Annotated in this window: 25 protein-coding genes and 3 riboswitches; of the genes, 22 read left to right on the plus strand and 3 right to left on the minus strand. The window is 47.4% G+C overall.

Features of this window, described 5'->3' with window-relative positions; all coding sequences use genetic code 11:
- Window positions 1-397: 397 nt before the first annotated feature.
- The 6 genes from ACFQ88_RS18630 to ACFQ88_RS18655 all read left to right on the plus strand — a co-directional run bounded on the left by ACFQ88_RS18630 (window position 398) and on the right by ACFQ88_RS18655 (window position 7,138).
- Window positions 398-1,156 carry a glycosyltransferase family 2 protein gene (locus ACFQ88_RS18630; RefSeq protein ID WP_379455151.1) on the plus strand — a complete coding sequence of 253 codons (759 nt, stop codon included), beginning with the start codon at window positions 398-400 and terminating at the stop codon, window positions 1,154-1,156.
- A gap of 301 nt (window positions 1,157-1,457) precedes the next feature.
- Window positions 1,458-1,661, plus strand: a riboswitch (cobalamin riboswitch).
- 139 nt (window positions 1,662-1,800) lie between these two features.
- Window positions 1,801-2,160, plus strand: coding sequence for a class Ib ribonucleoside-diphosphate reductase assembly flavoprotein NrdI (gene nrdI, locus ACFQ88_RS18635; RefSeq protein ID WP_239625594.1), 360 nt, complete (start codon window positions 1,801-1,803; stop codon window positions 2,158-2,160).
- Window positions 2,147-4,231, plus strand: a complete 2,085-nt coding sequence (gene nrdE / locus ACFQ88_RS18640; protein ID WP_379455152.1) for a class 1b ribonucleoside-diphosphate reductase subunit alpha — start codon at window positions 2,147-2,149, stop codon at window positions 4,229-4,231. The genes nrdI and nrdE overlap by 14 nt, the downstream gene beginning before the upstream one ends.
- Window positions 4,232-4,261: 30 nt before the next feature.
- Complete coding sequence (nrdF, locus tag ACFQ88_RS18645; RefSeq protein WP_379455153.1) at window positions 4,262-5,227, plus strand: class 1b ribonucleoside-diphosphate reductase subunit beta; 966 nt, start codon at window positions 4,262-4,264, stop codon at window positions 5,225-5,227.
- A gap of 59 nt (window positions 5,228-5,286) precedes the next feature.
- Window positions 5,287-5,478: riboswitch (cobalamin riboswitch) on the plus strand.
- A 141-nt stretch (window positions 5,479-5,619) separates the two neighbouring features.
- Window positions 5,620-6,522, plus strand: coding sequence for a LysR family transcriptional regulator (locus ACFQ88_RS18650; RefSeq protein ID WP_379455154.1), 903 nt, complete (start codon window positions 5,620-5,622; stop codon window positions 6,520-6,522).
- Between the two features lie 148 nt (window positions 6,523-6,670).
- Window positions 6,671-7,138, plus strand: a complete 468-nt coding sequence (locus tag ACFQ88_RS18655; RefSeq protein ID WP_379455155.1) for a VOC family protein — start codon at window positions 6,671-6,673, stop codon at window positions 7,136-7,138.
- A gap of 141 nt (window positions 7,139-7,279) precedes the next feature.
- On the opposite strand, the gene ACFQ88_RS18660 is transcribed toward ACFQ88_RS18655, so the two are convergent.
- Window positions 7,280-7,777 carry a DinB family protein gene (locus ACFQ88_RS18660; RefSeq protein ID WP_379455156.1) on the minus strand — a complete coding sequence of 166 codons (498 nt, stop codon included), beginning with the start codon at window positions 7,775-7,777 and terminating at the stop codon, window positions 7,280-7,282.
- 383 nt (window positions 7,778-8,160) lie between these two features.
- Between ACFQ88_RS18660 and ACFQ88_RS18665 the strand changes: the two genes are divergently transcribed.
- From ACFQ88_RS18665 to ACFQ88_RS18700, 8 genes are all read left to right on the plus strand, one after another.
- A complete protein-coding gene (locus ACFQ88_RS18665; protein WP_379455157.1) occupies window positions 8,161-9,459 on the plus strand; it encodes an ABC transporter substrate-binding protein in 1,299 nt (432 codons plus the stop codon).
- Window positions 9,460-9,507: 48 nt separating this feature from the next.
- Window positions 9,508-10,275, plus strand: a complete 768-nt coding sequence (locus ACFQ88_RS18670) for a sulfite exporter TauE/SafE family protein (protein ID WP_379455158.1) — start codon at window positions 9,508-9,510, stop codon at window positions 10,273-10,275.
- 33 nt (window positions 10,276-10,308) lie between these two features.
- Complete coding sequence (locus ACFQ88_RS18675) at window positions 10,309-11,094, plus strand: alpha/beta hydrolase (protein ID WP_379455159.1); 786 nt, start codon at window positions 10,309-10,311, stop codon at window positions 11,092-11,094.
- A gap of 43 nt (window positions 11,095-11,137) precedes the next feature.
- Window positions 11,138-11,788 (plus strand): ThuA domain-containing protein, encoded by a 651-nt coding sequence (locus ACFQ88_RS18680; RefSeq protein WP_379455160.1) that lies wholly within the window; start codon window positions 11,138-11,140, stop codon window positions 11,786-11,788.
- Window positions 11,789-11,971: 183 nt separating this feature from the next.
- Window positions 11,972-12,709, plus strand: coding sequence for an SDR family oxidoreductase (locus ACFQ88_RS18685; protein ID WP_379455161.1), 738 nt, complete (start codon window positions 11,972-11,974; stop codon window positions 12,707-12,709).
- A gap of 114 nt (window positions 12,710-12,823) precedes the next feature.
- Window positions 12,824-13,756, plus strand: coding sequence for a helix-turn-helix domain-containing protein (locus ACFQ88_RS18690; RefSeq protein ID WP_379455162.1), 933 nt, complete (start codon window positions 12,824-12,826; stop codon window positions 13,754-13,756).
- Window positions 13,757-14,034: 278 nt separating this feature from the next.
- A riboswitch (ZMP/ZTP riboswitch) is annotated at window positions 14,035-14,116 on the plus strand.
- A gap of 92 nt (window positions 14,117-14,208) precedes the next feature.
- A complete protein-coding gene (gene pabB, locus ACFQ88_RS18695) occupies window positions 14,209-15,333 on the plus strand; it encodes an aminodeoxychorismate synthase component I (RefSeq protein WP_379455163.1) in 1,125 nt (374 codons plus the stop codon).
- 36 nt (window positions 15,334-15,369) lie between these two features.
- The gene (locus tag ACFQ88_RS18700) at window positions 15,370-15,858 is read left to right on the plus strand and encodes an NUDIX domain-containing protein (protein ID WP_379455164.1); all 489 of its coding nucleotides are present in this window, start codon (window positions 15,370-15,372) and stop codon (window positions 15,856-15,858) included.
- Window positions 15,859-15,900: 42 nt separating this feature from the next.
- On the opposite strand, the gene ACFQ88_RS18705 is transcribed toward ACFQ88_RS18700, so the two are convergent.
- Entirely contained in the window at window positions 15,901-16,788 is an 888-nt protein-coding gene (locus ACFQ88_RS18705; protein WP_379455165.1) for a LysR family transcriptional regulator, read from the minus strand.
- 107 nt (window positions 16,789-16,895) lie between these two features.
- Between ACFQ88_RS18705 and ACFQ88_RS18710 the strand changes: the two genes are divergently transcribed.
- From ACFQ88_RS18710 to ACFQ88_RS18725, 4 genes are all read left to right on the plus strand, one after another.
- Window positions 16,896-17,462 (plus strand): chromate transporter, encoded by a 567-nt coding sequence (locus ACFQ88_RS18710; RefSeq protein ID WP_379455166.1) that lies wholly within the window; start codon window positions 16,896-16,898, stop codon window positions 17,460-17,462.
- A complete protein-coding gene (locus ACFQ88_RS18715) occupies window positions 17,462-18,022 on the plus strand; it encodes a chromate transporter (RefSeq protein WP_379455167.1) in 561 nt (186 codons plus the stop codon). The genes ACFQ88_RS18710 and ACFQ88_RS18715 overlap by 1 nt, the downstream gene beginning before the upstream one ends.
- 87 nt (window positions 18,023-18,109) lie before the next feature.
- Window positions 18,110-18,673, plus strand: coding sequence for a P-loop nucleotide/nucleoside kinase family protein (locus ACFQ88_RS18720; RefSeq protein WP_239625549.1), 564 nt, complete (start codon window positions 18,110-18,112; stop codon window positions 18,671-18,673).
- Between the two features lie 262 nt (window positions 18,674-18,935).
- A complete protein-coding gene (locus tag ACFQ88_RS18725) occupies window positions 18,936-19,577 on the plus strand; it encodes a DUF975 family protein (protein ID WP_379455168.1) in 642 nt (213 codons plus the stop codon).
- A gap of 132 nt (window positions 19,578-19,709) precedes the next feature.
- On the opposite strand, the gene ACFQ88_RS18730 is transcribed toward ACFQ88_RS18725, so the two are convergent.
- Complete coding sequence (locus ACFQ88_RS18730; RefSeq protein WP_379455169.1) at window positions 19,710-20,549, minus strand: helix-turn-helix transcriptional regulator; 840 nt, start codon at window positions 20,547-20,549, stop codon at window positions 19,710-19,712.
- Between the two features lie 135 nt (window positions 20,550-20,684).
- On the opposite strand from ACFQ88_RS18730, the gene ACFQ88_RS18735 reads away from it, so the two are divergent.
- The 4 genes from ACFQ88_RS18735 to ACFQ88_RS18750 all read left to right on the plus strand — a co-directional run bounded on the left by ACFQ88_RS18735 (window position 20,685) and on the right by ACFQ88_RS18750 (window position 25,894).
- Complete coding sequence (locus tag ACFQ88_RS18735; RefSeq protein WP_379455170.1) at window positions 20,685-22,067, plus strand: MFS transporter; 1,383 nt, start codon at window positions 20,685-20,687, stop codon at window positions 22,065-22,067.
- A 139-nt stretch (window positions 22,068-22,206) separates the two neighbouring features.
- Window positions 22,207-23,760 (plus strand): copper amine oxidase N-terminal domain-containing protein, encoded by a 1,554-nt coding sequence (locus tag ACFQ88_RS18740; RefSeq protein WP_379455171.1) that lies wholly within the window; start codon window positions 22,207-22,209, stop codon window positions 23,758-23,760.
- A gap of 244 nt (window positions 23,761-24,004) precedes the next feature.
- Window positions 24,005-25,048 carry a LacI family DNA-binding transcriptional regulator gene (locus tag ACFQ88_RS18745; protein WP_379455172.1) on the plus strand — a complete coding sequence of 348 codons (1,044 nt, stop codon included), beginning with the start codon at window positions 24,005-24,007 and terminating at the stop codon, window positions 25,046-25,048.
- A 99-nt stretch (window positions 25,049-25,147) separates the two neighbouring features.
- Window positions 25,148-25,894 carry a glucosamine-6-phosphate deaminase gene (locus ACFQ88_RS18750; protein ID WP_379455173.1) on the plus strand — a complete coding sequence of 249 codons (747 nt, stop codon included), beginning with the start codon at window positions 25,148-25,150 and terminating at the stop codon, window positions 25,892-25,894.
- Window positions 25,895-25,928 lie beyond the last annotated feature (34 nt).

The raw sequence follows: 25,928 nt of genomic DNA on the forward strand, positions 1-25,928 counted from the left end.
TTCAAAGTGACTTTATGAACGAATGGGAGCATTTATTTAGAGATTTTTATCCTAAGCACGAAAAGTGATAGCTACCCGAAAAAGAATCCGAAAATATTAGCGATTTGTATAAAAAAATACTTACAATAAGAAGCTCTGAGAAAGATGTGTAAGGGCAAGATGATGAGAAATGTTTGACAGCTATTGCCTTACTTAAGCCACAATACGTCTCAGAGCTGAGCAGGTCGAGTTATACACAATCATGATGGGAAATGAATAACACCTGTGAGTTTCTGCCTGTTGAAGGACGTCTTGTATAGTAACAATATTTTTTAATACCAGAAAATTCACCCACGCCCCCGGCAATCGCAGGAATATATTAAAAGAGAGGAAACATTATAGAGCGGGGGGTTATCTTATGCAATCCAATATGATCGTCTTTTGTCATTATTACAATGAAGCGTACATGCTTCAATGGTGGCTAAAGCATCATTATCCATTGTTCGATCACGGTGTCATGATCGATTACGGTTCGACGGATAATTCCAATATGCTGATCCGCCAACTGGCACCGAATTGGGAGATACGAAGATCCCGAAACCCCGTTTTTGATATAGCCGCCTGCGATCAGGAGGTTATGGAATTCGAGCGTGAGTTCACGGGCTGGAAAATGGTTTTGAATACAACCGAATTCCTATGCATTCAGCATAAGTATGCTTTCCTGCATCAATTGAATCAACAAGGCCAATTCATATATAGAACAACAGGCGTTACAATGGCAGACCCATGGGGTGTATATTCTGATCCCAGTCCGGATGCGCCTCTAGTTAAGCAAAGATTTCACGGCATATATCGATATGAAAATATTTTCAGGGATCGATTTATTCACCAATATCCTGATGGCGCTTATGGACCCGGCCGACATCAATCATTCCATCCGAGCGAATCCTATATACCAGGTGCATACATGCTCCATTTCAGATTTAGTCCATGGAACGAGGAAATGATCCGACGCAAGCTGTTTATACAGACAAGGATTCCGCAAAGCGACAAGGATAAGGGATGGGGAGCCCAGCATTTTGTCGACAGGCCTGAATTGGAAAGGGTGTATTACGAAACCGCGGCCAAAGCAGAAGATTTGCGCAATCGTGACGATATGCGTTGGATTTTTTTGTAGGCTGGAGGTTCCAGGTTCCGAAGTGACTCGAAGATTTGTACAAGGCATTTGGCAGAACAGGATTTAGTGGGGGAACTTAGGGTCATATCGCTAGGAATTACAAATCGAGCAAAAAGGAGGCGGCGCCGCATGCGCCGTCCTTTTTTGTCATTAATAAGCCGCCTGCAGCTGTATTGAATGGCACGAAATAAGTACGAACAGGGATGGACGGCAGTGGGCTGAAGTCTATGAGTATATTAAAAATAGGGCTCTCCTATCCATTGACAAGCACCATATATTGATATAAATTATTAAATACCAACTATATATTGTTGTGACAGGTGCTTTTCGTGAAACACTACGAGAAAGCTTAATAGGGAAGACCGGTGAGAAACCGGCGCGGTCCCGCCACTGTAAGAGAGGAGAATCGGTCTTGTATGCCACTGGCTTGGTTGAACAGGCTGGGAAGGCGGATCGATCACGATGACTCTCTAGCCAGGAGACCTGCCTGCTCATTGACACGGCCTGCGGAGAACAGGAAGGTGTCCGTTACGTCTTTAATGAAGTATGTTTCTTTGCATGCTCATTTCAGCGCATTCGTCCCCGTTAGCCGAACGCGCTTTTTTATGTCTGCTTTGTCAGGGACAAGGAAGGGGAAGGAAGACATGTTGATCGCTTACGATTCCAAGACGGGAAATGTGCGCCGTTTTGTGGAGAAGCTGAATATGCGGGTGGTTCAAATTGAGGAAATGATGAAGGTGGATGAACCGTTCATTCTCATCACCTATACTACGGGCTTCGGTCAAGTCCCTCAGAAGGTGCTGTCCTTTCTTCAGAAGAACCATGCGAATCTGATAGGTGTTTCGGCCAGCGGAAATCGGAATTGGGGCGAAGGGTTTGCCCGAAGCGCCGATCTGATCGCCAAATTATATAAGGTTCCGGTATTAAGCAAGTTTGAGCTTTCAGGAACGAAACAAGATGTGGAGAGGTTTAAACAGGAGGTGCATTTGGTTGCTGCATATTGAATTGAACAATTTGTTGCTGCAAAGAGATCCGGACGGCTTTTTTCAATTGGATAAAGATAAGGAAGCTGTTAAGGCATTTATAGAGGAAGTACATAGCAAGAGCGTCCATTTCGCCGATACGACCACGAAAGTGCGCTATATGATAGATAACGATTATTACGAGGACGTATATCAGCAATATTCTCAGGCTGACGTTGAGGAAATTTACGCAATCGCCCATAGCTATCGCTTCGAGTTTCCTTCCTATATGGCGGCATCCAAGTTTTATACCGATTACGCAGTGAAGAGTAATGACCGCGCGCTCTACTTGGAGCACTATCCAGACAGAGTTGCAATTGTAGCCTTGCATCTGGCTCGCGGAGATATGAATACGGCTAGAATGCTGACTACTGCGATGATGGATCAGCGTGTACAGCCGGCGACTCCGACGTTCTTGAATGCGGGTAAGAGCCGTCGCGGAGAGATGGTTTCGTGCTTCTTGCTTGAAATGGACGATTCCCTGAATTCGATCAACTATGTTCTCGGTACCTGCATGCAGCTGTCCAAAATCGGCGGCGGTGTAGCGGTCAACCTGTCCAAGCTGCGCGGCCGCGGAGAACCGATCAAGGACGTGGAAGGCGCGGCCAAAGGCATTATGCCGGTGCTCAAGCTGATGGAAGATGCATTCTCCTATGCCGATCAAATGGGCCAGCGCAGAGGGTCGGGTGCAGCCTATTACAACATCTTCGGATGGGATATTATGGAGCTGCTGGACAGTAAGAAAATCAATGCCGATGAAAAAACACGTCTCAAAACGTTATCGATCGGGCTGATCATACCTAACAAGTTTTATCAGCTGGCGGAGGAAAACAAACCGCTGCATGTTTTTGCTCCTTATTCCGTTTATAAAGCGTATGGAATGCATCTGGATGATATGGATCTTGACGTGATGTACGATCAGCTGCTGGCCGACGAGCGTGTGCGTAAGCAGGTCGTTATGAGCGCGCGCGACATGATGATCAAGATCTCAATGATTCAGCTTGAATCGGGCTATCCTTACATTATGAATAAAAGCAATGCGAACCGCGCTCACCCTTTGAAGCAGCTGGGTGCGATTAAAATGTCGAACCTTTGCACGGAAATTTTCCAGCTGCAGGAGACTTCGAAAATCGCCGATTACGGTCAAGCGGATGTGATTCGGCGCGATATAAGCTGCAATCTTGCTTCCTTGAACATCGTCAACGTGATGGAGCTCGGCAAGGTGAAGGAATCCGTCAAAGAAGGGATTATCGCCTTGACAGCGGTCAGCGATATGACTACCGTCGCCAATGCTCCCGGCGTTGCCAGAGCGAACAAAGAGATGCATTCGGTCGGGCTTGGCGCCATGAATCTGCACGGCTACCTGGCCAAAAATAAAATCTCCTATGAAAGTGAAGAAGCCAAAGATTTTGCACGGACCTTCTTCATGATGATGAATTATTACTCTTTGGAGCAAAGCATGGAGATTGCCAAAGAGCGCGGCGTTACGTTCGCCGGATTCGAGCTTTCGGACTATGCGAACGGGAGCTACTTTGATCGCTATTTAGAAACGGATTATAGACCCGTCACCAATAAGGTAAAAAGCCTGTTCAAGGATATGACGGTTCCGTCTCCATTGGATTGGGCGAACTTGAAGCACGCCGTACAAACCCATGGACTATATCATGCTTATCGCCTTGCTATTGCACCAACACAGAGCATTTCGTATATTCAGAATGCAACATCAAGCGTTATGCCGATAGTGGAGCAGATCGAAACGCGGACTTATGCGAATTCGACTACGTACTATCCGATGCCGTATTTGAGCAGAGATAACTACTTCTTCTATAAATCGGCCTATCAAATGGATCAATTCAAAGTGTTGGATTTAATTGCTGAAATTCAAGCGCACGTGGACCAAGGAATATCCACCGTCCTGCACGTGAATAGCGATGTAACGACGAGACAGCTTGCGAGATACTATATTTATGCAGCGAAAAAAGGACTGAAATCTCTTTATTACACTCGGACTAACCATCTTTCCGTTGAAGAGTGCATCAGTTGTTCCGTATAAGATAAGTTAGCAGGAAAGGGAGTTGCAGCAATGAGTGTTTGGAAAGCCGTGAATTGGAACCGTCCTGATGACGATTTTACGGATACATTCTGGAAACAAAATATTATGCAGTTTTGGACGGATGAGGAGATTCCGTTGTCGGACGACAAAATGTCCTGGCTGACATTGAACGATGCGGAGCGGGACCTGTACATGAAGGTGCTTGGCGGCTTAACTTTGCTCGACACCGTACAAGGCAGCGTGGGAATGCCTAAGATTCTCGAGCTGGTCGACGGATTGCAGCGTAAAGCTGTTCTCGGCTTTATGGGAATGATGGAGCAAATCCATGCGAAGTCCTACAGCAGCATTTTTACCACTTTAGCTTCAACAGAAGAGATTGACAGTATTTTTCAATGGATCGAAAACAACCGTTTCTTGCAAACCAAAGCAGAGACGATATCTCAATACTATAACAACATTCATTCGCGCAAAGATCTATACTTGGCGATGGCAGCTTCCGTACTGCTCGAGAGTTATCTGTTCTACAGCGGCTTCTTTTACCCGCTTTACTTGGCGGGACAGGGAAAAATGACGAGCAGCGGTGAGATCATTAACCTGATTTTGCGTGACGAGAGCATTCACGGCTTGTACGTCGGCATGCTGGCTCAAGAGCTGTACGCCCAAATGGATGAGGACGAGCAGCAAGCTGCATATGAGACGCTGCAGGGACTGCTCCGGTACTTGCACGGCAATGAAGAGCAATATACAGAGGAGCTGTACACCGCTGTAGGGCTGACGGACGAAGTGAAAGCCTTCTTGCGTTACAATGCCAACAAAGCCATGATGAACCTGGGGCTCGAACCGTTATTTCCGGAAGAGGAGATCAATCCTATTGTCCTCAATGGAATCAATACTCGTACGAAGCAGCATGATTTCTTCTCCAAGAAAGGAAACGGCTATATCCGGACGGTAAATGTAGAATCATTGACGGATGACGATTTCCTATTTGGGGATTGATGCTTTAGGCTTGCTCTACATGGATTTTTTTAATATGATGAGAGTTGTTTCAACCTAATTGCATATCAGGGGAACAAGGTGCTTTAGCATCAGCTAAAGCTTAATAGGGAAGTTCGGTGCAACGCCGACGCGGTCCCGCCACTGTAATGGGGGAGTCTTAGCAATGGTGCCACTGGTCTGTTCTGGACCGGGAAGGCTGCTGATGACGAGGAATCCAGAGCCAGGAGACCTGCCTGTTCTGACAGCACTGCTTTACCTACGGAAGATAGGATTGTGTTAAGACGGTCTTATCGTGCGATTCTCAACGATCCAGGCATCTTTACCTTTCCTAAGTTTTCGGGTAAAGATGTCTTTTTTATATTCTCAAGGACACCAATGGGGAAGTGGTCGGTATGACGTTACAACAATTAAAATATGTAATAGAAGTTGCTAACCGAGGCTCCATCAACGAAGCCGCAAAGAGGCTTTTTATTACTCAACCCAGTCTCTCCAATTCAATCAGGGACCTGGAAGAGGAGCTGCAGCTTTCCATCTTTGAAAGATCCAATAAGGGCATAGCGCTCACCAAAGAAGGGGTAGAGTTTCTCAGCTATGCGCGGCAAGTCGTTGAGCAGGCGGAATTGCTGGAGAGCCGGTACCTTAATACGAAGCCGTCTCCACAGCATTTCTCGGTCTCGACCCAGCATTATGCCTTTGCGGTCAATGCCTTTGTCAGTCTGGTTCAGGAATACGGTCAAGATGAATATGAGATGGCGTTACGTGAAACGAAAACCTATGAAATTATCGAAGACGTGAAAAGCATGCGCAGTGAAATTGGCATTTTATACTTGAATGAGTTTAATGAGAAAGTCATTAATAAGATCCTCAAAGCGGCCAATTTGCAGTTTACCAGCTTGTTTACCGCTACTCCGCATGTGTTTATCAGCATCAAAAATCCTCTTGCGAGGCAATCGATTGTAACGATCGAGCAGCTGCAGCAATATCCTTATTTGTCTTTTGAACAGGGTGAGTTTAACTCGTTTCATTTCTCAGAAGAAATATTGAGCACCATGTCCCATAAAAAAAGCATTCGTGTCAATGACCGTGCGACGTTATTCAATCTGCTGATTGGCTTGAACGGGTACACTATTTCTACAGGTGTGTTAAGCGCGGATCTGAATGGCAACGAGATCATTCCGGTGCCGCTCGATTGTGCGGAAACGATTCATGTCGGCTGGATTTCGCACAAAAATACGGTTATTACCAAGCTAGGCGCGGCTTATGTTGAAGCTTTGAAGCATGCCATTTATCAGTAGGTTCAATGATGCTGCATGGAGCAGTTCACGATAAGGTACGCGGAATGGTAAAGGATTTAACGGATCAATTCCCTCTATTCACAAGCGAACAAATGTGCGGTAAATTAGAAGGGCAGTCATTATTGTTAATGAAGGGAGATACGAGAAATTGCAAACTAAATTTGAAAGCAAAGTGGAAGACATTACAGGAATCACTTGTATTTACGTTCCGGTGAATGATGTTTACGAGTCCATTCAATGGTATCAAAAGAATTTAGGATGTCAGCCCTCAGATCACAATGAAGTTACTCCCGGGATGAAAATAAGTATTATGAATTTTCCTGATCAAAACGGAAACCTTCCAAAACCCGGAATACGGCAAGTAGTCCCAGCGATTTTCCTGATGGGAGGAGGCGGAGGGGCGAGTCAAGCAGCAGGAAGCTTGGGTTTTACGTTCGACAATGGCAAACGTCAGGCCTTGGCCTGTTTCATCACTCCCCGGGTTCAAGAAATGTACAATCGATTCAAGGAAAACGGAGTAAACATAATAAGCGAGATTCCGGAAGACAGACCTTGCGGACCGAACTTCCGATTTACCGATCCAGATGGAAATTTGTTCGAGCTATGGCAGCCGTAAGAGACTTTGCCTGACGGGTAACACAGTTGCTTGGCGATGGAACCGATCCATCGCTTGTTTTGGTTGAGGAGATATTCAAGAAAATAGTCGCATAGCGTCGGCGTTCATGCCGATACCATACGACTATTTGGATTGTCTTGGTTATTTGCCTTCTTCGTCGGCTGTGGGACCGTAGACGCCCGGCACTGGAATATCGAGAAGCCGCAAATAAACCCCGAGCTGCGCCCGGTGGTGGACCATGTGGCTTAATCCGAAGGTGCGAAGCGCAATCGCCCGTGGTTGGCGCAGGATGATATGGTCTCCGTTTCGCAAGGTCCATTCCTCGCCGAGCGTTTTCTCGTCACATTCGGCTAGCAGCTTTTCAAGCTTGACGATGTTCGTATCGAATTCCTCCAGCACGTGTTCGCGTCTTTCCAAAGCTTCCCGCCGAATCGGCACGGTTGACAGATCGAATTCCGGGTAATGAAAAATGGCAATTTGCCAGTTCAGCAGGTTGATCAAGTGTGTAGTCAGCTCGCCCAACGTCATCGATTTCATGTGTGGTTTCCATGTCATATGCTCCTCGGGCAAACACTCCAGGATGCGGCGCGTAGTAGCCAGCTCATGAACCGCGTCTCCGACAATCAGTTGTTTCACCATGAATTTCATCTCCTCCCTTTATAAGGATAGGTTACTATAAAAATGGCCGAGTGGAAAGCTTGTCTCGTTCGTATTATAAGCTGCAGCTTCCTTGCTGGAGCCGGCTTTTTGTGTATTCGCAGCAATATTTTGACCTATTCAAATGAAAGGAAACTTGAGTGCAGCCGCACCGATCGTCAGGATATAGCGGGATTTTGGGGGCTCAAGCAGGTTCCTTCTGTGAAGGACCTTACTCATCTCAGCAAGGAAGTCACATAAGGAGAGCAATTATCGCCCTACTTTGGAAGCGATTTCGTGATAATCTATTCATGAAAGCGCATAACACGCGGTGAAACAGTTTTTATTCTGGGGGGAAGAGTATGGGAAAACCTAGGTGGGGAAGTATGCTTTCTATTGTAAGCGTAATTGCAGTCATCGCGGGGTGCAGCAGCGGTTCCAATCAGGAACCGGCGCCAGCTGTTCAAGAGCGTCAGCAGCAGGAGGCAGTTACACTAAAGGCATATGCGTACAACGGTGCACTAGGAAAGGAGGATTTCGAGAAATATATCGCAGCGCCTGTGAAGAGCAAGTTTCCCAACCTGACACTGGAATATGTCGTTCCAGGGGAAGGAACGGGGCCGACCGAGCTGTTGACGGCCGGCGCTATGCCGGACATTATTATGACAGGATTGCGCGCTTTAATTACCTTTCAGGAATTGGACGTCGCGGTTGACCTGCGGGAATTCGCCGCCAAGCATAAGCTGGACTTGTCCACATATCGCAAAGAAGCCATTGACGCCATTCAAGGCTACGGGGAAAAAGGTGAGCTGTATGCGCTGCCTTTTTACGAAAATTATTATATGATGGCTTACAACAAGGATATTTTCGACAAGTTCTCGGTCCCTTACCCGACCGATCAAATGACCTGGGATCAAGTGAAAGTCCTCGCTCAGAAGCTGACCCGTGTCGAGGATGGCATTACATACAAGGGCATTCAGCCTATCGATACGGTTGATACGTTCGGCCTTGCCAAGTCGCTGTCCTTTTTCGACAATCAATCCGGGAAGGCCAAAGTAACGACGGATGAATGGAAGCAGGCGTTCGAATGGGCAAGCGAATTGAACTCAATACCGGGAAACGAGCCCAAAGACCCGTTAAACATTTGGAAAGGCGCAGACGATTTCATGAAAGACAAGAATGTCGCCATGATGCCTTGGTTTGGCTCCAGATTGCAAACCTTGGTCAGATCCAATGCCGACCTGAACTTTAATTGGGATGTCGTCTCCTTCCCGAGCTTTTCCGAATCCCCTGGACAATCGGCGGAAGTCGACGCACATGTATTTGCCTTATCCAAGACGAGCAAGCACCAGGATCTGGCGTTTCAAGTCATCCAATATTTAACCTCCTCGGAGGAGCTTCAGGGGAGTTTTGTCAAGCTGGGACGGGCGCTGCCGGCAATCCGCAACGACAAGCTGCTCCAGCAGTTCGGTTCGGAGTATCCGCTTTTTCAGACGAAAAATATAGCCGGCGTATTCAAAAGCACACCACGACAGCCGCACAAAGCCCATAAATACGATGATATCGTTCGCTCCAAGCTAAGAGCTGCATTCGCTGATCATTTGGCAGGGAACATAGATATTAATACGGCTTTGCGGAGGGCGGAAGAAGAGGCCAATAAAGAAATCGAAGCAAAGAAGAAATAGTTCTTGAAGTTTAGTCTCTGTAATGGAATGATGAAAGAAGGGTTCTGCATGGTTGTATCCGCACCAATTATTCTAGTTATGTTCGCTGCCGGCCTGCTCTTGGGCTTCGTCGGAGCAGGCGGCTCAGGATTCATTATTGCCATCCTCTCCACCGTGTTCGGGTTCCCGATCCACACTGCGCTTGGGACCGCACTGGCTGCTATGCTCTTCTCATCGGCTTCCGGCACGGTCAGTCATTACCGCGAGGGGAATATTACGCCTCGGACCGGCATTATTGTCGGCTTAGCAGGGGCAATCGGAGCATGGTGCTGCTCGCAATTATCGGTAGGCATCGATGAAACGAAGCTCCAATGGATGACAGCCGGCATGCTGTTCTTATCAGCCATCGTGCTATGGATAAGAATGGGAATTGTCAGCAAACGCAGCGCATCGATGATGGAGCACGCCGCCATAACGGCCGGCATCGGCTTCTGGTTCCGCGCTATCGCAATCGGCATCGTCTGCGGTGCGTTATCCGGACTTTTCGGGATTGGATCAACGCCTTTTATCCAAATCGGTCTGATCACGCTGCTCAGAATGCCGATTAGCCAAGCCGCGGGAACGACGATGCTGATCATCATACCAATTGCCCTTGCGGGAGGGGCGGGATTTTACGGGTCGGGACATCTCGATCTGCTGCTACTGGCTGAAGTGCTGGCCGGTATTATGACAGGGTCCTATGTCGGCGCTAAATTTACCAAAAGGCTCCCGCTGGTCTATTTGAAGACAGCTATGGTGGTCACTCCGTTCATCGGAGCCGCACTGCTGCTATTCTAAATCTGCCGTTTATAAGAAGGAGGAGGGAATCACGTGGCACTGATCCATGTTGAATTTTATTCAGAAGTCTTGGCGTTGTCCAGCTCGATGGACGTCATTGTTCCGCAGCAGCTCCAGAAGCAGCCGGAACGGTTCAAGCCGCCGTACCCGGTATTGTATTTGCTGCATGGCGGCTCCGACAATCATACGAATTGGCAAAGAAATACCGCGATCGAAAGGTATGTCGCCAATTTGGGGCTAGTCGTCGTAATGCCGGCGGTCCAGTATAGCTTCTATTCCGATCAGAAATACGGATTGAATTATTTTACCTTCTTATCCGAGGAGCTTCCGCGGCTGGTGAAGCAGTTCTTTCATGTATCGGATCGCAGGGAAGACACGTTCGCTGCGGGGTTGTCCATGGGGGGCTACGGCGCATTCAAGCTAGGCATAGTATGCCCGGACCGGTATGCCGCCGTAGCCAGTATGTCGGGGAGCCTCGATCAGCGCAGCCGACTCACCGGTGAACCGTCGCTGCCCAACTCCGTCATGCTGCAGATGGCCAAGCATACCTTCGGCTCCGTGGAAGAATATGAACATAGCGCCAATGATTTGGCCTATGTGCTGGAAACGCATCTTGCCAATGGCAAGCAGCTGCCCAAAATGTATCAAGCCTGCGGTACGCTGGATCATAATTATGAGATCAACAAGCGGTTTTACAGCCAATTCCAAAACCGGCTGGATTTAACCTACACCGAGGCGCCGAATCGCGGTCATGAGTGGAATTACTGGGACGAAACGATTCAACAAGTGCTGGAATGGCTCCCGATAAGGGGTAAATAAAAGTCGAAAAACCAAAGCCTATGCCTATAGGAGGTCGAAAAGCTTGAAGGTAGCCGTTTTCTGCGACGATCGCTGGCATCCGGCGAACACTGTTCAAACTGGATTGAAAGCGCTTGAATTAACAGGCATTGAGTACGAATTTATGCAGAATGACTCCGCTTGGTCGGCTGAAAGAATGAGCGAGTATCCCGTTACGATTCTCGCCAAATCGAACTGCCGCTCGGCCAACGATCCGAGCCCCTGGTTAACTCAAGAGGTACAGCTGTCGTTTGCCGACTATGTGGAAGGTGGCGGCGGGCTGTTCGTAGTACATTCAGGAACCGTCGGTTACAAGGATGCTCCGATGTTTCGCCGGCTAGTCGGAGGCGTGTTTGTACACCATCCGCCGGCATGTGAGGTAATCCTTCGGCTGGAGCCGGAAGCGCGCGTTGCAGCCAATGCTCCTTTAGGGCCTACGGCCGTCATCGAGGACGAGCATTATTTTGTCGAGCTGGACGACAGCCTCGCGGAGGTGTTTATGACCTCTGAATCGTTACATGGCCGGCAGCCGGCAGGATGGATTCGGCGCCAGGGCAAAGGGAGAGTTTGCGTAGCTACACCAGGTCATTTTCCCTCTGTGTGGGAGAATCCTTTTTATCGGATGATTTTACAATATGGCATTGGCTGGTGTGCCGGGCATGAACATAGAGGATAATCCGAAGGGCAAAACTCCATTTCTGTTCTGACGGGGTATCTGCAATGCAATTCGTTAGCTCTCACACCCCACAGATAAGGAAGTGCAGAAGTCTATTAATGGAGAAGCGATGAACAGCGGGGATTGACTGTTACAGGATCCCCCCGAGAAAATATCATCCTGACGACAAAGGAGACCATTGCTATGCAAACCGCACTAGTGACCGGTGCCGACCGCGGGCTGGGACTGTCTATTGCCAAGCAGCTGGCTGAGCGGGGCTGGCTCGTATGGGCTGGAAGCTATCTCTCCGATTGGCCGGAGCTTACCGAGCTAAAATCGCTGTATGGGGACACCATCAACATCGTAAAGTTAGATATTGCTTCGGATGATTCCGTTAAGCAAGCGCTGGAGACAGTGAAGCTTCACAGCGCCCACCTGGATATGATCATTCATAATGCAGGCGTTTCCAGCCGCTTGAATAACCGGACCATTATGGAGAGCCAGGACTATGATGACATGCTGCGCATGTATAATGTCAATGCAATCGGCATGCTAAGAGTAACCAACACATTTCTCCCGCTAATGGAAGCAGGCAAGCATAAGAGGCTGTGTATCGTTTCGTCCGAGGCGGGCAGCATTAGCCGAAGTCAGCGAGAGGCATGGTATGGCTATTGCATGTCCAAAGCCGCCCTGAACATGGGAGTCAAGCTGTTGTTCAATTCACTCAGACCGCAGGGCTACACGTTCCGGCTGTTTCACCCGGGATGGATGAAGACATACATGTCGGGTCAGAAAAATATGAATGCTGAGCTGGAACCGGACGATGTAGCTGCCTCAGCCTTGTCCTACTTCTTGAATCCACGGATCTCCAATGTAACTGGGGATGTGGAAGAAGATCATCTGGCGATGCGGGATTGGAAAGGCAATGACTGGCCATGGTAATGAAGGGAGCGGCCGCATATCGGCATCAACCGGTAGCGGCTGCTTTTTGCTGCTTTTGCCGGGGGTGTGATCTTTTTTAGAAGCCTGTTTTGGGGGATTAGGGAGGGGAGAATCATGGAATATACTTATAAAGTCATACCGCTTCAGCAAAGCTTGCCCATTCGCCTAGTCACACATCGCAAATCAAGCTACAGCTACCATTGGCACAAGGAACTGGAAATCTTCCTGGTTCTGGAAGGGTCTATTCATATTAAAACAACGAAGCATCGGTACCATGTATCCAAGAACGAAATGCTCATTATGAACTGCAATGAGATCCACGCTTCGGAATACGCAGGGGTCAATACTTCGGCTTTGATTGTTCAGATCGATTTATCCTTTTGCAAGCCGTTTGGCTATGATTTTACCGAGCTTTATTTTGATCCTGCCTTCTTGTATGATAATGGAGAACCGAATCCTGTCCTTACCGACATAAAACGGCTTACCATTCAAATAGTTCTAGAGCTTTTCTATCAGAAGTCAGGCTATCATAATGAAGTGATGGCGTACATCCATCTATTGATCAGCCGGCTGCTGCGAGAGCTTCCCTACACCCAACGAGATGAAAATGCCGAAGCGTTGTCGGAATCCGACTTTCTAAGGCTGAACCGGATTTTGAGGTACATGAACGAAAGCTATAAACAGTCGATTTCCCTGAGGGATTTCGCCAAAGAGGAGTTTCTGAACGTTTATTATTTAAGTCATTTTTTCAAACGCAAGGTGGGTATTACGTTCTCCGAATGCTTGAACCAAATTCGTATCCAAAAAGCCGTGGAGCTGTTAATGTCGGACAAATCGGCCAGCATGATGGATGTAGCGCTTGCCGTCGGGTTTCCTAATGTCAAATCGTTCAATCGAACGTTTAAAATCAAATATAAGATGACCCCGTACCATTATAGAAAAAGCCAGCTAACCGGCGAAAACCGCAGGGAACCGACGGATACAGAAGTGTTTGATCCGCAAATTATTAGCAGGCTCGAAGAGCTGCTGCATCAGATTAGGTTATAAATTGCAATACGGAAATGCTGTTATTGACCGCGTGCTTGATTGTGATATACTGTTGTTCGCAACACCAATTTATTGGTACGGAAAAGTGGCCGGCGATGAACCAAGGCGGAGCGTTTGTCACATAATGTGGAGAAGCAGCCGCGGCAAGGGTTCCTTATGTTAATATAGGGTAAGAATATAACCAGATATAGTTTAAGGAAGTTACCCTATACCAGGAAAACTGTGATATATTTCTTATAATAAGCATTGGAAAGTGAAAGCAATACCTAAATCAAGTATTCGATATGTGTGACTGGCGTAAATGTGGTGAACCACAAGGGAACACATATTCATATATCGCCGTACGCCTGGGCAAAGTATTTGATCTAATTAAGGATCGAATACTTTTTATTTTATTACGGGGGCTGCTCGGATGGGCACCGGCAATACCAGAGAAGAAAGAAGTGGAGCATATGAAACATAAACCAACCGTCATCATGGATTTTAATCAGAAAAGATTAACATTTGAGAAGCCCTTGCAGATTTGGCAAACTCATAAACTGGAAAACGTGGATGAGATTTTCGAAAAGGTACAGGAGGCTATCCAGGATCAGTATTATGTAGCAGGTTATGTCTCCTATGAATGCGCCCCCGCTTTCGATAGCCATTTCAGCGTTTGTGAGCCTGATGAAGAGTTTCCATTAGTATGGTTCGGTGTCTATGAGAAACCAGTAGAAGAGGTCGACACAGGGGAGAGAGGGGAGTACTCTGTTTCGGAATGGATAGCAGGTACAAATCGTGCAGAGTATAGCGACAACATTGAAAGCATACATGCGGCGATTGCCAGAGGAGAAACATACCAAGTCAACTATTCCACGCGGTTGAAGGCATCGTTTACTGGTGATGACTTAGCCTACTACGAAGATTTGCGGGATGCCCGAACGAATTATTCCGCATACATAAATATGGGGCGCCATCGGATTCTCTCTGTTTCCCCGGAGCTTTTCTTTCACTGGAACGGAGATCTCATTCGTACGAAGCCGATGAAAGGCACCCTTCCTATAACGGGCAGCAAACAAACCTTGTTCGAATCGGAGAAAAACCGCGCAGAAAATGTGATGATCGTGGATCTGCTTCGGAACGATTTGAATCGGATTGCCCAAACAGGCACGGTTAAGGTTCCCAGACTATTTGAAATCGAGGAATATCCCACTCTATATCAAATGACATCGACCGTTGAAGCGAATACGCAGCCCGGGGTTACCCTGTTCGATGTATTCCAAGCTATGTTCCCGTGCGGTTCAATAACCGGAGCACCCAAAATTTCCACTATGAAGCTCATCTCATCCTTGGAAAAGGAGCCCCGTCATATCTACTGCGGCTCTATTGGGCTTGCCGTACCGGGGGAAGGCATCACATTCAACGTAGCCATCCGCACAGTCCTTATTGATTCACTTGCACAACTGGCTGTGTATGGAGTAGGCGGGGGAGTGATCTGGGATTCAACCGCTGACGACGAGTATGAGGAGATGCGAACGAAATCCAAAGTGTTGACCTACCGGAATGCCGGATTAGGCGACAAGCACAAGCATAAGTAGCGGGTGTCTTTAATAATAAGTAAGCTGGTGGTCAAAGTGAATTATGAGTTTCCCGGTGCTTTACCTAATCAGAATATAATCCTAACGAAGCAATGCCTTATCGACGAAGTTAATTGCGTACTGATTTTCGCCTTCTTTGAAGGGAAGCTGGTGCTTGTCAGACATCGCAGCCGAGGCTGGGAATTGCCTGGCGGCATGAGGGATGAGGGGGAATCAGTTACACAAGCCGTTGCCAGAGAGATGTATGAGGAGGCGGGCGGAGAGCTCGAATCGATTGAAAGAATTGGACAATATTTAATATTTGAACACTCCGAGCTTGCATTTGTGAAAAATATCTATATCTCAAAGGTGAGCGTTCTAAGGGAGCTGCCGAGGGGATATGAAACAATTGGAGTCATGCTGTTAGACACCATTCCAAAGCAGGATGAAATGATGAATGATCCCGCATTTAGCCCATTAATGAAAGACAATGTATATCTGATCGTGTCGGAATGGATTAAGGATCATCCGTTTACCCAATCCTAGGCCTCTCTCTTTAGCCTCATCATACGGATCGGCTCAAAAATGTTAAAGACCAGGTAGCATCGTAGATTCTATGTGATTGAGCAGGGTCTTCATAGGTGTTGTCATGTATTTATCCCGATGGCGTACCGCAATCAATTCATTCTTCAGAGAGAGGTCTTGAACAGACAATGATATTAATTTCCCTTGCGATAGCGGCTCATGTACAAGCACATCCGGCAAAATCGTGATGCCGAATCCAGCCTTGGCAGCCTCTATTAAGACAAGGGAATTTACGCTTGTCCATGCGGGCTGTGCGGTATGTCCGGACAAATAAAGCACGCTGTCCAAAGTATCGCGGATCGCGCTCCCTTTCTCTCGCAGTAATAGCTTTTCAGAGCAAAACTCTTGTAGTGTCAGCTCCCTACGAGCGAGGGGATAGTCCGGAGCGCACACGATGTATAACGGATAGTGGGCAAATGGGGTGCAGATAAAAGGTCCTTGGGGAGCCGCGCCTTCAACCAAAGCGATATCCGCTTTACCGTTCCGTAATATTTCAATGGCATTTGCTGTACTGACCACATCCACATTGACCGGGATACCGGGCCAATCTTGTTGAAAGGCATTCAATATTGCAGGTAACCAGAACGCAGCAATGGTTATACTGGAAACAATGTGCAGGGGGGCGCGCTGCTCCAAACAGTGGATACGTGCATCTAAAGCTTCGCACGAGGATAAAATCGGTACAATTTCCTCGAGCAATAAACGGCCGCTTTTTGTAAGCTGAACGCTTTTGGAAAGTCGGTCAAATAATGCTGTCCCTGCCTTTTCTTCCAGTTCTCGTATTGCATGGGAAACTGCGGATTGAGTGATATATAATCTTTCCGCAGCCCTGGTAAAATTCCCCGTTTCAGCTACTGCACGAAATATTTCAAAATGCCGAAGCGTCATCATGGATGCTGCTCCTTTCATGAATAAAACTAATCATTATTGCAAAATAATATCATTTTACTAATAGTGTATCAACCTCCATAATGATAAGCAAACAGGGAGGTGATCTGATGATAAGCCAAAGAACCAAGCAATATTTCTGGCTTATTGGTATCAATTTGTTTATCAGCACATTTACATTTGGCGGCGGATATGTCGTTGTTCCGATGATTCGGAAGTATTTTGTATCAAGGAAAAAACTATTCAGCGAAGATGAGCTCGTCGATATGGCTTCAATTGCACAGTCTTCGCCTGGAGCAATCGCAATTAATCTGTCAACGCTCTCAGGGTATCGGGTAGCGGGGAGGACGGGGGCGACTGTTAGTTGTATTGCTGCGATCTTTCCATCGTTCGTCATCCTGGCGTGCATCTCCACGTTCTATGCTGCTTTTGCGGCGAATCCGTTAATCTCTGCCGTTTTGAGGGGGATGCAGGCAAGCGTAGCAGCCCTCATCGTAGATTTTGTCGTCGATATATGCAGTAGGGTCATCAAGGAACGTTCTTTACTTCTAACTATGATGATTCCGGCGGCTTTTTTGGCAAGCTTTATGTTTGAAATCCATGTGGCCATTATCCTCTCATTGTGCTGCTTTGTATGCATCGCGAGAGTGTGGTTAAGAGCAAGGCGGCAGATCTAATGGAGGAACTGCTGAAACTGTTCATGGTCTTTTTTCAGATTGGGTTGTTCAGTATCGGGGGAGGGTATGCAATCATTCCGTTCATCCAGGAGCTGGTAGTGGATAGATACGCGTGGGTATCGCAGCGGGTTTTTACCGATATCATTACCATTTCGCAAATGACGCCTGGTCCGTTAGCGGTGAACACCTCCACGTTTGTAGGCTTACAGATTGCGGGGATACCCGGGGCAATAACCGCAACCTTCGGCTGCGTGATTTCAGGTGTCGGCATCTCTATTATGCTGTATCGCTTTTTCCAAACATTCAATACATCTGTCTATGTACGTGAAGCTTTGAACGGCTTGAGATCGGCTTCAGTGGGCCTTATTATTTCCGCTGCTGCAACCATTTTGCTGTTAACCTTTTTTGGGACAACGGAACTAAGCGTGCCTGTCAAAGTGGACTGGATTGCAGTGGCTATCTTTGCAGGCTCTTTGTTTGTATTGAGAACATGGAAGATGAACCCCATTCTTCTTATGGTTCTAACGGGGCTCGTGGGCGGCTTTATTTATAGGCATTGAACATATTAAACCAAACTTTCCCTTCCTGTAAGCTCAATCAGGATTTAGTATGTATTTATACGGCTGCCAATTATAGGGAGGGATACGATGAAGAAAATGCCTTTGTTCATAGTAACCGGAGCAAGCGGTGTTGGAAAAACTACGGTTATGCATGAATTGCGCAGCATTTTGCCGGAGTTTGATGTATTCAGCACGGATAACGATAATTTTGGAACTACGGCTTCCAAACTAGAATACCAGGATAGATTTAATTTACTGTTTCATTTTGCTAATGCTGTCGCCAAATCGGGGAGAGGAACGATCATTTGCGGTACGCTGATGCCTTGGGCCGCTGAAAAATGCGATACCTACAGTTCATTCAGTGAAGTGTGTTTTATTAATTTACATTGCGATGATGAAACAAGAAATACCCGTTTGCGCAATCGGGCAGATCACGCCACGTGGACGGATGAGATGCTTAAGCAGCATGAAGAATTTGCTCAATGGCTAATCCATAATGCAGCAACGGCGTACAACCCGCCTATGCCCACAATGGATACTACATCAACCCCGCCAGCACAAGTTGCAGAGCAAATTAAACAATACGTCATGAGCAAGTGGGACGAACGGAATGGGGAAATAAAATATGAAGCTAACCTGGAACGGCTGTAGCAGTGTTTATGCGAGGCAATAGCTGAACGAGCAGACGGCTGAGGCCGTCTGCTTTTTCATTGAAGAAACGGAAGAATAACCTAACAATAAACCTAATATAATGCCTATTATGTGGAACCTTTTTGATCCTATATTTTCGGGACTCGCACATACTAATTTATTAATCAATAATTAAAGAAGTTTAATGTTGTATTGGATTGACAAGGATGGCCACTGAATTTACAATTCTTACTAGTGAAAAAAAGGAAAGAAGGTGTTATTTTTGGTTTTATCTGCATTGCGTGAGAAAGCACGCCAAACCCTGCAAGGCCGCTGGATGAACTTTGTAGGCTACACCATCGTCATTCTGATCCTCTCCGCGGTGATTCCGAATGTGTTTGAGCGTATCGATCCCAAGGATTCTGCTGGTCTGGGTACAATCCTCTCACTGCTATACAGTTTACTGATAGTGAACGCGGTTACGATGGGAGTCTATGCTTTATACTTGAGGGCAGCCCGAGGACAAGAGGTTTCTCTCGGCATGATCTTTGAATATTTCTCTAATGGCCGATATGTAAAGACGATACTGTTTTATCTTTTGATGGGAATCTACTTGTTCTTATGGACCTTGCTGCTCCTTATTCCAGGCATCATAAAAAGCTTTTCCTACGCGCTGGCTCCCTTAGTATTGATTGATGATCCTCAGTTAACGGTGAATGAAGCCATCACAAGAAGCCGACAAATGATGGACGGCTACAAATGGAAGCTGTTTTGCCTGTACCTCTCATTTATCGGTTGGCTGCTCTTGTCGATCGTAACGCTCGGGATCGGGCTCTTATGGATTATTCCTTATATGCAAGCGAGCTTGTCTCATTTTTATCTTGAACTGAAGGAAAAACAGCATCCCATTCTACCTGTTGAGTAGGTCAGATCGTTAGATTAACGAAGGCAGCCGGCGAAACTGTGCTGCACCTCTATTTGTGGTACAACTAACAATGGAGGTGCAGCATACAGGGCCCTGGCTGCCTTTTTCGTATTAAAATTTCAGTGTTTCTATTTATTCATCTAAGAGCTTCTTAAGCTTGGAGACCATGTCACTGCCGTCTGTCGGTATATTGATCGTGACCGTAAGATGGGGAGAGTCCGATACAAGAAAAGAAATCTGATCGAAAATTAATAAACCAGCCGTCGGATGGTGATTTATTTTCTTTCCTTCCGGTCCATTCAAAACATCGTGCTGCGGCCACCAAGATCTAAATTCTTCGCTTACCTGATTCAAATCCCCAATGAGTTCCATCCACCAAGGATCACCCGCGAATTTACCGTAGCTGGCGCGAAAATGAGCTAAACGGTGCCGGGCATGCTTTTCCCAGTTTGCTTGAAGCAATTCACGCACGTATCGCGAAGTGAACGTCCGCCACACCGTGTTCCGTTCGCGTGACGACATCGCATCATAATCCCCATAAATCAAGCTTGCCATCTTGTTCCAAGCAACAATATTTAAGCGCTGATCCGTGACATATGCAGGACTCGTTCCTTGAAGGTCAAGGAAGCTCTGGAGTGTAGGATTGACGGTATCTTCGATTGGCGTCAGATCGGCTGGCAGCTGCTGGAGAGCCAACAAAAATAAATGCTTGCGCTCATTCGAATCAAGCTGAAGAGCGCGGGCAATGTTCTCCAGCACTTGGGACGATACCTGGATCTCTCGAGCTTGCTCCAGCCAAGTATACCAGTCAACACTTACTCCCGAGAGCTGCGCTACTTCTCCGCGTCTAAGTCCCGGAGTTCGCCGTCGGCCTCCGCTTGGGAGACCGGCTTGCTCTGGTGAGATACGGGCGCGGCGCGTTCTCAAGAACTGTGCCAGCTCTTCTAGCCGCGTTTTGTTTGATTGCTGCATCTACTGTCACCTGCTTCCCTGTCTGGCTTCTATCATAGGACAATTAATCCCATGATAAACCCTCATCTTATTCTAGTATACGGTTCATTGTACACTGTCTTGGGAGATGAAGACAAAACAGTGGAGGGATTTACCTTGGACAAAGCAATGCAAATACAATCGAGCCATACCGGGAAGCTATCAAAAACGATGCTGCTTCTAGGACTTTCGCTCGGATACTTTATGGTACTCCTGGACATGACGGTAGTGAGCATAGCTCTGCCGGCAATTCGCTCCGAGCTTGGCGGTGGAATATCGGGACTGCAGTGGGTCGTCAATTCTTACACGATCGTCTTTGCCGGTTTCCTGCTATCCATGGGCGCATTTTCCGATAAACTCGGTGCTAAACGTGTCTATTTGTCCGGATTAGCCTTATTTCTGGCAGCTTCGGCGATATCGGCGGTCGTATCTTCACTAGGAATGCTTATCGGCTTAAGAGCAATACTCGGTGTGGGGGGCGCAGCTCTGATGCCTGCATCGCTCACCCTGCTGGCCCATGCATATCCTGAACCCGCTGAACGGGCCCGGGCTCTTGGCATGTGGGCAGCGGTTACCGGGGTAGCCATGGCGGCAGGACCTGTTGTCGGCGGACTCTTGGTGGACTCGTTCGGCTGGCGCAGCATTTTTTTGCTTAACATACCGCTCGCAGGCGTTAGCTTGATCATGACGTTCCTATTTGTTACAGAAACGGAACGTAAATCAGGGAAAAGCTTGGACATGGGGGGACAAGTAACGGCCATTGCCGCCATAGCTTCTGTGTCGTTCGGATTGATGGAGGGAGAGACGTACGGATGGAATTCCCCGGTTATTATCGCCGCATTTAGTGTGGCCCTATCGGGTGTCATCCTATTCTTGATCTTTGAAGCGAAAGGCAAGTCGCCGCTGCTTCCGCTGCAGCTGTTTAAGAATAGAACGGTATCCGCCGGGATGCTTGCTGGGATGGCTATCAACATCGGCCTATCGGGAATTCTATTCGTTCTGCCCATGTTCTTTCAACAAATGCGCGGATTATCGGCCCACACGGCAGGACTTGCGCTCCTTCCAATGATGATTCCAATGGCCTTCAACCCCATTATAACCGGTCGCATCGTTGGGAGAATCGGTGCGCGGATGCCGATGACTATCGGATTCTTCCTTGGTGGTACGGGTACGCTCCTGCAAGTCTGGACGGATGTGAACAGCAGCTACGTCATTACGATGATAGGGTTGCTCTTAATCGGCTTTGGCGTGTCCTTTACGATTCCCTCGTTGATGGCGGCAGTGATCTCTTCCGTACCGAGAGAACTGACCGGTGCAGTTTCAGGCGCTCTTAATTCAAGCCGCCAGCTTGGCGCTACGCTGGGGGTTGCTATCCTCGGCTCGATCCTGGGCGGCAGCAGCTCTTTCATAGCCGGAATGCATATGTCGCTTATCGTTACAACGGTTATTATGATAGGTGGCAGTTTGCTTTCGTTCGTATTTATCGGTGGAAGACAATGAGCGGATGTAGACAATAGTTTCACAGGGATAAAATAAGCCCTCTCGTAGGCTAAACTCTATGAATCTCACAAAGTACTTGCTAGAAGTAATATTTTCCATTTATAGTAAGAGTGATCATAGGAAGAGGGGGAAGACATGAATGTTTGGTTGGAACAAGATGCGAATCGCCGCACTGCTGGTTGCGCTGATCCTGATGGCGGGCTGTCAGCCGATCGACGGATTTGATCCAGTGAAGCTGTTTGAACAGGAAGCGGAGCTTGCTTCCTACGAAGGGTCTACTTCGTTGAAGTTTGAATTTGATATCGATTCTGCTAAATTTAGCGAAACGGATGAGCTCGGGATTGGTTATTCGAGGTCAAGCTTGGAGACTTACCAGCTGCTGAACGGCCTGCAGCTTCAAATGAACGAGGTGAAGGTTAATACGAAGTCCGGAATTGTTTCCGGTAAAGGCATACTGACTAAGGCTCAGCTGCAAATCCCGTTCGCATACTCGGTGGAAGGGGATAAAATAGTTGTTCAAGTGGGAGGTGCCCGTCATCCGATAACTTTGACGCTTGGAACATTGACCGATGAGCTTCCATATCGTACTAGTGAATGGTATCAGTTGGGCAGAGGTTCTACTGGCAATGAGCAGGAACGCGAATTGACGCGGAAGGGTCTCCAGCTGCTGGTCCGCAACCTTCCGAATACGGATAGCTTGTCTATACAACGTAACCAGCTGGTTGACATTCACGGCAGTCAGGCGACAGGAACAACCGTGACCTTCGACGTGACAGGCACTCAGATGCCGGAACTGATTAAGAAATACTTGCGATCGTTAACCTTGGATGACAAAGGGCTGAGGGAGCTGGCGGACAGCTTGTTCGAATATTTGAAGGATAAGGAAGAGATCGGGGGCCGGTTCAAGGAGTGGTTTACCGATAAAGAAGTGTCGGTAGAAGGTATTTACGGGGTCGAGAAGTTTTTGCTCGCTACACTGACTTCGATCGTAACAACGAAGCAGCAGGAGATCCAAATCTCACCGGATACAAGGGTACATCTTAATTTGTTCGTCGATCCGCAGCAGTTTGTAAGAAAGGCCGACATGAGCATCCAGTTTAAAGATGAGCTTGGCGGAATTAAAGGCGGTAAGATCCAGTTCCAGATGGAGCGCTGGAATTTGAACGGCGCCGTTCAGCCTGCGGCTCTCTCTTCGCGGGATGCAGTAGATATCGCACAGCTCGATACCCCGGAGGCGGTTCTAGAGCAAGTGGATGAAAACTCTGCATTGTATACCTTTTTGAAGCGCGATTTGAAGGTCACCAAAAAGCAGTTTAACCTGTGGCTGATGAGCAAGTCCGATTTCGACAGGATGACAGAGGGCGGCGGCAATGCAGAATACTTGCCGAACGGCTTTACCTCAGACAATATAGCATACGGACAGCTGCGTCATATTACCGAGCAATTAGGGTATAAAGCGGAATGGGACAGCGGCAGCAATAGTGTTGTGGTCTCAACGGGTAAGAAGGAAATTTCCTTTGCACAGGGTAGCGCGAAAGCATTGGTTGACGGCCGACTGGTCGATATGGGTAATGAGGCGCTGTTCATCCATGGAGTCCATTATGTACCGGTTCGTTTCCTTGTCGAGCAATTGGGCGGAGAAGTTCGCTGGAATCCGGAAACGCCTTGGATGCTGACTGTTATCAAAAATTAATCGGCTGCTTGTTCTAATCATGAATCCCCGGGACTTCAAGTCCAGGGGATTTTTTTCGTAGTTGACATGTATAACCAGTCTTCAAGCTAGTCCGGCTCATACATTTGTTTACTCGTCATATACTTCAGATAGTCCCCCTCTGAACTCTCCCTAATTGCATCTCTATGAGAGAGGGCTCAAAAGCTATTAATCTCATTACCTAGGTATGATCTAATGGATCCAAAATAACAAAGGATGTGAACCCGTGTCCGATAAGCCGGTTACGATTTACGATATAGCGCAATTGGTGAATGCTTCCGCTGCTACCGTGTCCCGAGTACTCAGCGACAGTAAGTATCCGGTAAGCAGTGAAATGAGCGAAAAAATTAAGGCCGCAGCCAAAGAATTAAACTACACCCCAAATATGCTCGGCCGTCAGCTGAAAAAAAATAACAGCATGTCCATTGGCGTTATTATTCCTTCTATCAGCAACCCGTTCTATGCCGATGTAGTTCTTGGCATTGAAGAAATTGCACGAAAATCCGGTTACCAGGTATTACTTTGCAACTCTCACCAGAACGCCAAGCTTGAGGCGGAGTACTTGCAGACTCTGCTTGAAAAGCAAGTAAAGGGTGTTATTTTGTCTTCGATTTCCCCAAAGAAACAATGGCTTAACAAATATTTGGCCAAGGGGCAGAGGATCATCAGCATCGATCAAATGGTGAACAGCCGACAGGTGTATCAAATCGGCTTTGATTACCAGAAGGGTGCCTATCTCGCATGCAAGCACTTCATTGAGAAGGGTCACAGACGGATTGCCTTTCTATCTGCTGCTTTAAATCGTCCTAGCCGGATTCAGATCTATCAGGGCTACAAAGCGGCTTTATATGAAGAAGGAATTTCCCCAGCCGATCATTGGATTCAAATATCGGAGGATTGCGAGAATTCATCCTATGGCAGTACTTTCGAATTCAATAATGGCAAACAACTGGCACGCCGCCTGCTGCATGCAGATGACCGGCCGACGGGGGTTCTGTGCTGCAATGATCTTACTGCGGCAGGAGTCATCCATGAGCTGAAACACGCCGGAGTGGACGTGCCTGGTCAAATGTCGGTGATCGGGTTTGACAACATTGAACTATCACAGATGCTTACTCCAGCTCTAACAACGGTGAATCTAAACAAATATGAGATGGGAACGATAGCGTGCCAAACGCTGATGGAGCTGTTAGAGGGAACCCATGCGACTGAAAAAGAGATCATGCTGCAGCCTGAATTAATTGAAAGAGACTCTGTAACTAAAGTGTAATAATTAACATACTTGCGCATAAAGATACAACATCAAACGAATAGAAATCGGTTTCTATAGGACGATGATTCCCATGTGAAGGAGTGACTATTGTCGATTATGGAAGTAAATATTCTGGAAGACGCTAAGGAGCTTGGCCAAGAAGCGGCCGAGCGATGTGCGCAGCTATTGCGCAAACGTATCGAGGAGAAGGGAAGTGCGAGGCTGTTGCTGTCGACGGGAGCCTCACAGTTTGAAACGCTAGAGTCCCTTACGCAAAAAGATATCGATTGGAGCAAGGTGGAGATGTTCCACTTGGATGAATACGTACATCTTCCCGGTGATCATCCGGCAAGTTTCCGGAAATATTTGAAGGAACGGTTTGTAGAGCGCCTCTCGATTCCGCTCAAACAGGTGCACTTCGTTAATGGAGAGGGAGACATTGAAGTAAACATTGCCGAATTGTGTGCTGAAATACGGAAGGGACCGATCGATCTGGCGTTGATCGGCATAGGAGAGAATGCCCATATTGCCTTCAACGACCCTCCGGCAGATTTTGATACGCAGGAATCGTACATCGTTGTGAATTTGGATGAACATTGTAAAAAGCAGCAGGTAGGCGAAGGATGGTTTGCATCACTCGATGAGGTTCCAAGTCAGGCGATCACGATGACGGTGCATCAAATCATGCAAAGCGAGATCATCATATCCTGCGTCCCCCATAAGGTAAAGGCACGGGCGATCCGCGATTTCTTCGCTCATGAGTGCACGAATCAGATTCCGGCAACTATCTTGAAAAGCCATCCTAACTACACCTTGTTCCTCGACAATTTCTCAGCATCGGAAATGAACCAGGAAAGACGGTGATTCTTATAAAAACATCGTCGTGGGCAGGTAAACA

This window comes from Paenibacillus sp. NPDC056579 (genome assembly GCF_042793215.1).
GTDB lineage: Bacteria > Bacillota > Bacilli > Paenibacillales > NBRC-103111 > Paenibacillus_S.